The sequence below is a fragment of the Fibrobacter succinogenes genome, assembly GCF_902779965.1.
Lineage (GTDB): Bacteria > Fibrobacterota > Fibrobacteria > Fibrobacterales > Fibrobacteraceae > Fibrobacter > Fibrobacter succinogenes_F.
The window spans coordinates 68,600-78,621 of sequence record NZ_CACZDK010000013.1; the positions used below are offsets into that span (position 1 = coordinate 68,600).

Annotated in this window: 5 protein-coding genes; 3 read left to right on the forward strand and 2 right to left on the reverse strand. The window is 48.7% G+C overall.

The window, feature by feature from the left end; genetic code table 11:
* Positions 1-86: 86 nt before the first annotated feature.
* Positions 87-1,193 carry a 3-phosphoserine/phosphohydroxythreonine transaminase gene (gene serC / locus HUF13_RS08055; RefSeq protein ID WP_173474650.1) on the reverse strand — a complete coding sequence of 369 codons (1,107 nt, stop codon included), beginning with the start codon at positions 1,191-1,193 and terminating at the stop codon, positions 87-89.
* Positions 1,194-1,446: 253 nt separating this feature from the next.
* On the reverse strand, positions 1,447-1,971 hold the full coding sequence (locus HUF13_RS08060; RefSeq protein WP_173474651.1) for a hypothetical protein: 525 nt from the start codon (positions 1,969-1,971) through the stop codon (positions 1,447-1,449).
* A gap of 296 nt (positions 1,972-2,267) precedes the next feature.
* On the opposite strand from HUF13_RS08060, the gene HUF13_RS08065 reads away from it, so the two are divergent.
* The 3 genes from HUF13_RS08065 to HUF13_RS08080 form a co-directional block, all read left to right on the forward strand.
* Positions 2,268-6,635 carry a hypothetical protein gene (locus HUF13_RS08065; RefSeq protein WP_304038965.1) on the forward strand — a complete coding sequence of 1,456 codons (4,368 nt, stop codon included), beginning with the start codon at positions 2,268-2,270 and terminating at the stop codon, positions 6,633-6,635.
* A 146-nt stretch (positions 6,636-6,781) separates the two neighbouring features.
* Positions 6,782-8,893 (forward strand): OmpA family protein, encoded by a 2,112-nt coding sequence (locus HUF13_RS08075; protein ID WP_304038967.1) that lies wholly within the window; start codon positions 6,782-6,784, stop codon positions 8,891-8,893.
* A 359-nt stretch (positions 8,894-9,252) separates the two neighbouring features.
* A partial coding sequence (locus HUF13_RS08080) for an Rpn family recombination-promoting nuclease/putative transposase (RefSeq protein WP_173474653.1) occupies positions 9,253-10,022 on the forward strand: 770 nt, incomplete at its 3' end.

Below are 10,022 nucleotides of genomic sequence, written 5' to 3' on the forward strand. Positions count from 1 at the left end.
AGATTCCGGGGCAAGCCCGAAATGACGTTGTTTAGCCTTAAAACGTTGGACTTTCGCTTTCGCTCAAGTCCAAGTTCTTGGGCTAATTACCCAAGAACTTTCTTTTCGAAGTCGCCGAGGCAGTCGACGAGGGCCTGCACGCCTTCGACCGGCATAGCGTTGTAGATCGAAGCACGGAAGCCACCCACGGAGCGGTGACCCTTGAGCTGCTGGAGGCCACGGGCCTTAGCGAATTCGAGGAATTCCTTGGCGAGATCGTCAGCCTTGTCGGCGGCAACCACGTCCTTGTTGAACACGAACGGAACGTTCATGATGGAGCGGTCTTCCTTGGCGGCGGTACCGACGAACACCTTGGAAGCGTCGAGGGCGCTGTAAAGGAGAGCAGCCTTGGAACGGTTCACCTTTTCGATAGCGTCTACGCCACCGAAATCCTTGAGCCACTTGAGGGTGCGGTTCATCACGTACACGGCGAATACCGGAGGAGTGTTGAACATGTTGGCTGCGTCAATGTGGGTCTGGAAGTTGAGCATGGTCGGGATGGTGCGGTTCACCTTTCCGAGGAGGCCCTTCTTGATGATCGTCACAGTCACACCAGCGCAGCTGATGTTCTTCTGAGCGCCGCCGTACACAACGCCGAAATCAGACACGTTGATTTTGCGAGCGAGGAAGTCGGAGCTCACGTCAGCCATGAGGAAACCAGACTTCGGCTTCGGGAAGTTGTGCCATTCCGTACCGTAGATCGTGTTGTTGGCGGTCACGTGGAGGTAAGTCGCGTTGTCGCTGAGCTTGAGGTTCTTGTCGATGCGGCTGTAAGTTTCAGACTTGGTGTCGCAAGCGGCGAGAGCGTTACCGAACTGCTTAGCTTCCTTGTAAGCCTTGTTTGCCCAAACACCGGTCAAAGCATAGTCGGCCGTAGCGTTCTGGTCGAGGAAGTTCATCGGGAGCATGCAGAACAAAAGTGAGCAACCACCACCGAGGAACACGATGTCGTAGTCTTCTGGGATGCCCATCAATTCACGGAGGTACTGTTCCGTCTGGGCGAACATGTTTTCAATCGGCTTTGAACGGTGACTCATGGAGAGGATACTGATGCCGCTATTTTCGAAGTCGATGCATGCAGCAGATGCTTCCTTGAGTGCCTGTTCCGGCAGGACAGACGGTCCTGCGCTAAAGTTATAGACTTTATTTGCCATTGTTGTGTTCCTTGTTAGGGGTTGTGCCCGTCAGGGCTAAAAAATTACGGTGTAAAATTAGTAAATAGGTGGTGGAGTGGCAATAGAATATATCGCTCCCAAAAAGGAGAAACCCGCCGTAAAAGGCGGGCTATTCTAGAAATAATGGATCCTTCGACTTCGTCCTACGGGCTTCGCTCAGGATGACATGTTGTTTCAAGTGGGCTTGTATTAGAAATTTCTTCCTACTGCCTACTTCCAACTTCTTACTAGACTACACTCCAAGAGCCTGGATGGCTGCCTTGTACTTCTTGAGACGGAATTTTGTCTTGAGTTCGCGGCGTTCTTGGCGGTGGATGTACTTGTCTTCGAGGAGGACGTTCAAAATGGCGCTCTTAGCCTTTGCCGCTGTTGGATTGTCCTTGAGCGTTTCGACAAAGCGCACAAAGTCTTTTTCGCGAGCGTCGTATGTGGCGTCTTCGGCCGGCACGCCCTTTTCCATGAGATGGCAGCTGTATTCGTCAATCCAAGATTGGTTCTTGTGGTAGGTCATCTTTTGGATGAGGTCAACCAAGTCGGCAGGAACGCCAAGCTTAATCATGTCATCCGGGGTTTTGTTGGTCGAAGATGTAATAGAATCCTGCAAAATGGCTAGAACCTGGACTTCTTCTGATTCACCCTTGTTTTTGAGATAATCAGCAACGTTTTGGAGAAAATCGATGTAGGGTCCGCCGGCCTTGTCCTGTTGACCTTTGTGGACATCGGTCGCGATTTTGTAGGCGTCTTGATAAGAGAGCATTATTAACCTTTCTTTTAAAGAATTCGAGCATCCACGATGCCCATGCCTTGAATATACATAAAGCAAAGTAAAAAATGCGACTGATTTTTTTCAAATGGATTGAAAAAGCACCGTTTTTACATTTTATGTGATGGATTGCTCTATTTACAGTTCTAAAATTCTTGTTTTTTGGTGAAAAAAGCCGTTTTTGGTAATTTCTATAGTACAAATGGGCTATAGTATTTGGTCTTTACGATTTTCTTAAAAAAAGCTAAATTGCGGTCTGTTTTAGCAAATGTAAACATTGGGAACCAAAAATGAAAAACAAAACATTCAAACTGGGGCTTGCAGTTTCTGCAATGGCTCTTTACTTTGCCGGATGCGGTGATGATGTGCTTTACTCACAAGAGGGTGGGCAGTTCTCTACGGTCAATTCGCTCAGTGACGAAAACTGTAACGAAGAAACCGAGGGCTCCATGGCTTTCGTAAAGTCCAAGGCCACGATGTATGTGTGTTCTGAAGGCGAATGGATTGCCATGAAGGATCAGGACGCAATCCAGTATCGTTGCGAATCCAAGGAACTCAAGGACAAGTCCGGCTTTGCCATTGTTTGCGATGGTGGCGATACGATTGGTGTTGTTTACAATGGTAAGGACGGTGCTGACGGTAAAGATGGTGCCAAAGGCAAGGATGGTGCCAACGGTAAAAATGGTGCCGATGGTACGAATGGTACCAATGGCTCCAACGGCACGAACGGATCAAACTGCACGACAAAGGCCGTTACAGGTGGAATCGAGCTGAGCTGCCCAGGTGCAGAACCCGTGGTCATTAAGAATGGCACGAATGGTGCTAATGGTAAGGATGGCTCGAACTGCACGACGAAGGCTGTTACAGGTGGAATCGAGGTGAGCTGCCCGGGTGCAGACCCCGTGGTCATTAAGAATGGTTCCAACGGCACCAACGGTAAAGATGCCGACATGGACAAAATCCAGAAGGATATTGATAGCAAGTTTAGCAGCGCTTCTGCCAAGCAGCAAAAGGACATTGACGATGCTCTCAATAGCTTGAGCAGCGCTTCTGCCAAGAACCAGAAGGACGTCGATGACGCCCTCAAGAACTTGAGCTCTGCAACGGACAAGTTCGGCGAAGATATCGACAACAAGTTCAGTGATGCTTACAGCAGTTGGAACGCTGAACTTGAAAACAAGTCTTGCGCCATCGTGGATACAGTCCGCGACAACGAAAAGGCTATCATCACCGTGACCATCAAGTGCGGCGACGCCGAGACCAAGATGGAAATCCCGTTCACAGTCGTGAACGAGAACCTCGCCAAGGTGTACAAGAAACATGTTGTCGTGCGTTTCCCGGTGCAGGCCAATAAGGAAACAAAAACTGACGACATCTATGAAGAAATCTGGAAGAACCTCAAGGGTGGCGACAATGCAGAACTTACCGTGACGGATCTTGACGAAAAGTTCGCCCCGAGCGGCAAGGTGTTTATGCAGGACTTGTTCGCCTCTGCCAATAAATCCTTTGTGACAATCGAAGAAACTAACGAAAAGGCGGTGGAATACAAGGTTGCACGCCTCGAAGGGGATCTCGACATCACGAACCTTACGACCCCGGTTGTGAAGCTCCGCGTCAAGCTGAACTTGAGTAACAACGCTTTCGGCGCCTTTGGCGGATTTGGCTCGAACGCAACGGATGTTATTTACAACGCCTATGCAGACTTGTCCGATGCATCCGATACGGTTGTCATCGACTTCTTGACCGACTACAAGGCCGCCCGTGTAAAGAACCTGGTCGAAGCGGGTTCCGAATTTGTGGCCGCAAACAAGCAGGCCAACGAAGAACTTGCCGCAGCACTTTCCTTGAAGAACAAGGAAAGCGAAGAATATCCGTTATTCGAACATTTTGTGCCGGATCACATTGGCTTGGCCGAAAACTTCAACAGCATCGTGTGGGTGATGGCCCTCATTGACCAAAAGAACAAGACTCCGGGTTTTAACTCGGTCTATAACGCTTTCCGCAATGTCTTTGCCGAAAACGGCAACTTTAACACCGCCGTCAATACGACTTACGCAGGCAAGGAACACAGCATGTTCTTTGTTGATTACCTCGCTTTGCTTATCGACGCGAACTTCTTCAAGTGGAACCAAATGCAGCATGGCGACTATACTGCTGAAACGAATGTCTGGAGTGGTACGGATGCCGTCTATTACAAGATTTTGCAGAATGGATTTGTGGAAGCCTATAAGCTTAAAGTCGAAGACGCAAAGGTTTTCAATGATCCGTCTGGCTATAGCAGCAAGGTGTATAAGTCTGATGTCGAAGGGGGATATTTCCGTTACTTTGAATATATCGAAAACGAACAAGTTTGGTATCCTATAACACTTTGGGCTGTAGGTGTTGCAACGGTGGAACAAGTTTGCGATGCTGACGCAGTTAATTCGACCTTCTTCTATAGCTTTGAAGGTCTTGATGAAAATGCCGTTTGTGTATGCGACAATGGAAAATGCTACTGGCAAGATACTGAAAATGTATGCTTGGGCCGTAATAAAGGAGATAAGGGATCGGCGTTCTTTGACGGGGAAATTCAAGAGTATGAGTGCGAATGTGATCTATCAGCTTCTTCTACTTGCGATGCTCTTGTGCCTGGTATTCCGAACTCTTCGAGCTCTGTTGCATCCTCTTCTAGCGCTGCAAGTGGCAAGACTCCAGAAGAACTTGCAAATGATCCGTCTTCTAAGCTTTACCTCGGTGAATGCAGCGCTACAGTAAACGAAGGCAAAGAAAAGCTGTTCGACACCAAGAATGCGGAACTTGCCACGGCAACGAGCAAAACAACCTTTGTATGCGATGGCTCCAAATGGAGACAGAAAGATTATCATGATGAGAAATATGGAATATGCACAAAAACCGTGATGGGAAAGGGAGGCGTCAAGGAAGAAAATGGTTCCGCTTGGTACAAATGCGATTACCTTGATAAACAGGAAAAATACGAATGGATCGCTACTGATTGGCGTGACTGGGATTTAGATAAAGCTTGCCATTATGGCTATGTCAATGAAAAAGTGGTTACTGAATCCGGTTATGAATATGTTTGTGAAACAGTAGAGGATTTAGACAACAACGGTAACCATACCCATGAATGGCGTGAAACGACTGCTGATGAATATTGCGTGGGTGACCGCGTCAAGGCTACAGTGCAGAAGCTTGAAGACGAAGACCTCGGCGAATCGACCTTCAACGAAAAGTGTAGCTACCACGGTTCTACCTATGCGAGAAACAATACTGCTAGCGGGGCCAAGGAATGGGTGTACTACGGTAATTTTATCAACGAAAGCACAAGAAACAGCGTTTTCTTGTTCTTGAATGGTTATAAGGATAATGTAATTTACACTTGTAACAGTTGGGACTGTGATTCTGTTTCTGTAGAAGTCGTGCAGGGTGCAATTGCCTCGAATATGCCAGAAGTCGAAAAACAGAAATGGATTAATGTCCTTTGCAACTATGGCGATTACAAGCGTGCTAGTGGCTACGCCGACGGCATTGCCTTTGAAGTCAACGTAACGTTAAAGAGTGGCGAAAATCCGAAGACGTTTGTCGCTAGTGCCAAGAGAGATGATTGGCACGAACCTACCTTTGAGGATATCTATGGCGAATGCGATGAAGATAAGATGAAAAATCAAACCAAAGTAGCTGTTTACGGAGGGGAAAAATACAAGTGTAACTACATTTCTGGAGTTTCCAGCGGATACTCTTGGGTTAAAGCAAGCGATTTGGATGAAAACGCAACGCTTGGAATTTGCACGAGTAATCGAATGAACGAAAAAGATGTCGCTATAGTCGGTGACGCATACTATGGATGTCTTTCTAATAATAACGTAGATGGAATCCCCGAAAGTTCTTCCTCCACAGATTGGCTAGTAATTGATGAAAAAGAGTACCTTAACGCCAAGCTTGGTATTTGCGATACCGATGGAGGTGATACTAAAAATATTACAGACATTAAGAGCGAAACCCTCAAGGATGGTGAAAGCCTCAGTTTCAAGTGCTCTATAGCTAAAGACGTCGAAAATGGTAATGGTAAGTGGGTTGACGCCTCCACAGACATTGCTCTCGACAAGATTTGCAACAGAGATAAAGAAGATACAACTGTTACCAAAGAAAGCGTAATCTATGTCTGTGTGTACAAGGATGAATCATCCATGTATCAGTGGATCACTTCTGATGAGTACTGCGAAACTCATGGTGAAAATTTGATATATGGTGGGTATCATAACAATCCGCATAGTTCTTCTAGTATGTCTCACTGTGGTGGATATTATAGTGATTGTCAAACGGAAACCGACAAGAAAATCTGCCATGTCGGTACCAAGTCTTTCGTCAAATTGGAGAGCATGTGGCAATCTGTGGCAGAATATTGCGAAGACCATTCTACAGGTTCCGCCTGTGAATTTGTCAATCATGTAGGTGAAGATATAACTGAGCCTACTCTTAGGTATTACGAACAAACGGAATACTACGTAAAGACAAATCAAGGTTATAAGAAAGCAGAAACTGTGGAAGAATATTGCGATGCGTTTAATCCGAATCATGATGAGACCTGCATATTTAATTTTGCAGTTTACATTTATTGCGAAGGTAAAAATAAATGGGATGGGTGGTGCCCGACCCGCTGATAGAAATTGTACTAGAATATGAAAAAACTTACCCTTATACTCGCACTTGCGCAGGCGGCTGTCTTTGCTCAGACCGGCCTCCTGGGGGGTAAAACTGGCCTCCACCAGCAAGATGCGAATACGCTTGGATTTTTACCCGTGGCGCCTTGTTTACGGACCAGTATGGTCGTACCCAGGAACTCGATGTGTGGGATGCCCGTATGGAAAAGGGCCGCATTGACGGCGCTTTGGCCGGTAACTTCAACTTTGCGTTTGGCCTCCGTGATGACTTGGATATCGGCGTGAGCCTCCCGATTTACTACGACCACGCAAAGGATTACTCTGGCGAAGCGATTCGCGCTCACATGGGCAAGGGAGGCCTCGGCGACTTGCAGTTCTATGCCAAGTACCGCACGCCGCACTTTTTTGGCCCGGATTACATGAAGACGGCCGCTGTTGTGGATTTGACGGTCCCGACTGGCTGGAGGGGCGTGGGTATCCGCCCGCGTCACGCCTGGTTCCTCGATAACGAGGGTGGCCCGACGTATGCCTACACGGCAAACAGCGTAATGCTCGGCCTTACGGGTGTCATCTCTGTCGATTACACCAAGAAGAATGTTCCGTTGACCTGGAATACTTCTCTTGGCCTTATGATTGGCATAGGCGACGCCTCGAACACGCTCGTGTACAGCACCGGCGTGAACTGGCTCGTGAACGATTATTTCCAGCCGTTCCTCGAATTCAGTGGCGAAATGCGCTTTGGCAACGATGCGTATCCGTTCAGCCCGATTACCGACCCGATGGTGCTCACGCCGGGTTTCAATGTGAAGATTCCGTTCTTCAACATTGACTTTGCCGCAGGTATCGATATCGGTATCGGAAACCTTGTGGATGGCTATGATCGCAAAGACGCGATGGACAACTGCAAGGATTTCCAGATCAAGTACAAGGGCGAAACGGGTTACAGAGCTAGCTACTGCTATGTTGCCCAGCCACTTATTGCCGGTATCGCAAAGCTCACGTGGACGTTTGGCTTTGACGGCGACGACGACAACGACGGCGTAAAGAACCGCAAGGACAAGTGTCCGGAAACGTTCCCGCCGATAGTCGTGGACGAAGACGGCTGCGGCATCGATACGGACGAAGACAAGGTCTTCGATGGCATCGATAAGTGCCCGGATACGCCGAAGGGTGTCGCCGTGGATTCTGTCGGCTGCCCGCTGGATACCGACGAAGATACGGTCCCGGATTACAAGGATATGTGCCCGGATACGCCGAAGGGCGTCAAGGTAGATTCTGTCGGCTGCCCGCTGGATACGGACGAAGACACGGTCCCAGATTACAAGGACCAGTGCCCTGAAACGCCGAAGGGCGTCAAGGTCGATAGCGTCGGTTGCCCGCTCGACAGCGACAAGGACGGAGTCTTTGATGGGCCGGACAAGTGCCCTGATACGCCGGAAGGTGTCGCCGTGGATGCCAACGGTTGCCCGCTGGATACCGACAAGGACGGCGTGCCGGATTACCGTGACAAGTGCCCGAATACGCTCCCGGGAATCAAGGTGAACAGGCGCGGTTGCCCGCTGCGCCGCAAGGAAGACCTGGACTACCTCAAGAAGGGCATCCAGTTCGAATTCGACTCGGCAAAGCTCTTGGCGTCCAGTTACCCGACTTTGGATGATATCATCGCTCTCCTGGAAAAGATTCCGGAAGTGAAACTTGAAGTCCAGGGCCATACGGATATCGTGGGTACCGAAGATTACAACCAGAAGCTTTCTGAAGACCGAGCCCACTCCGTGACGGACTACATGGAATCGAAGGGAATCGCCGCCGACCGCTTGCGCGCTATTGGCTTTGGCACTCGCATGCCGCTTGCCGATAACGTCACAGACGCTGGCCGTGCCAAGAACCGCCGCGTGGAACTCATCCCGTTTGGTTACTACACCGAAGGCGATAGCACTGCTGCCGCTCCGTCTGATTCGCTTTTGAAGGATAGCACCTTGGTGCCTCCGGCAAAAGCAGATGTAAAGCCGAACGTAAAGCCCGAAGTGAAGGTGAAGCTCAAGGTGGATCCGACGAAGAAGGTGAGGTCCGCATCGAAGGCTGGATCCAGAAGGATGCGCTCTCTTCGCGAAAAAGCTCAAAAGGCTGTTGAAGAGTTGAAAACGGAAGTGAAGGCCAAAGCTGCTGAGACCGCTCCGAAGTCTATCGAGACAGCGCCGGCCCCTGCCGCTGCTCAACCTGCAAAGGAAAGTGCTCCGGTAAGTACGCCGAATCCGTAAGGTGAGTATCATCCCGGACTCCGTTCCGGGAGGGCTTCTCCTTCTCGAAAATGTGAAAAAGACCTGGCTTAGTGCCAGGTCTTTTTGCATGCGGACATGTACTTGTTTGCAAACGGTTGTTTGTAGAACAACCTGCTACTCGGTCATGTCAACCCAAGCAATCTTGGTTGCCACGACGCTCGTGCAAACGGTTGTTTGCAAAATGAACGATTGACAAAGCTACCCCTTGCTTTTCTTGAACGGGTTTGTTAGATTATATGTAACCAGTTCTGATGAGCTGATTTTTATATCGTTATCTATATCCTTTCTTATATCGTTTCTTTTATGAACTTGTCTCTAAATAAGAGAAGGGATATTCTATGGAAGAAAAACAGGAGGCAAAAAAGCCTCACGATGCTTTTTTCCGTTGGCTTTTTGCAGATGTAAATCATCTCAGGTACTTGCTGGAACTTGCAGGTAAAATAAATATTGATGTGGGGGAGTTCCTCTCTGCGGTAAATTTGGATACGCTTGTCCGCATCCCGGATTCGTATTCCGAAGTGTACGAAACAGGTGACGCGGATTTGGCTTTCCGCGTGAATGTCTTGACGGGCGCACCCGTATTTGTGGGAATCCTTGTGGAACACAAGTCCGGTCGCGACGCCAATATGTTCAATCAGCTTGCGCGTTACATGCGTTCCGTGATGAAACGCTTTGACGAGGGGCGCCTATTCGACGGACTCCCGACGATGGCGATGATATTTTACAATGGACGTGATAACTGGAACCCGCTTGAGTTGCTTGAAAAGGACTATCCTGCATATTTTCATGGCATGGTTTTGCCGTTCCGCTGTGCGTTCGTGAACATGTCGGACATTCCGGACAGCGACTGCCTTGCTTGCGAAAATGTCGCAACAGGCCTTGGAATCGCGGCGATGGCGCATGCTTACGACAAGGATGCCTTCCTTGAAGTGTTCCGTCAATTCAAGCCGAAATTGCGAAAAATGCCCAGCAACGAGCTCTCTTGTTTGCTCGAAAAAATAAGTCTATATTTAATAGAGTATCTCGGTAAAGAAGTTATGAAGGAGTTGAACATGGCATTCAAGAGCATTGGACAAAAGTACGGCTTCGTCAGTGCCGGCGATGTTTA

What these genes read in the sequence shown, in the direction of transcription:
- serC (WP_173474650.1), bottom strand. Translation starts at nt 1,193, where the DNA reads ATGGCAAATAAAGTCTATAACTTTAGCGCAGGACCGTCTGTCCTGCCG.
- HUF13_RS08060 (WP_173474651.1), bottom strand. Translation starts at nt 1,971, where the DNA reads ATGCTCTCTTATCAAGACGCCTACAAAATCGCGACCGATGTCCACAAA.
- HUF13_RS08065 (WP_304038965.1), top strand. Translation starts at nt 2,268, where the DNA reads ATGAAAAACAAAACATTCAAACTGGGGCTTGCAGTTTCTGCAATGGCT.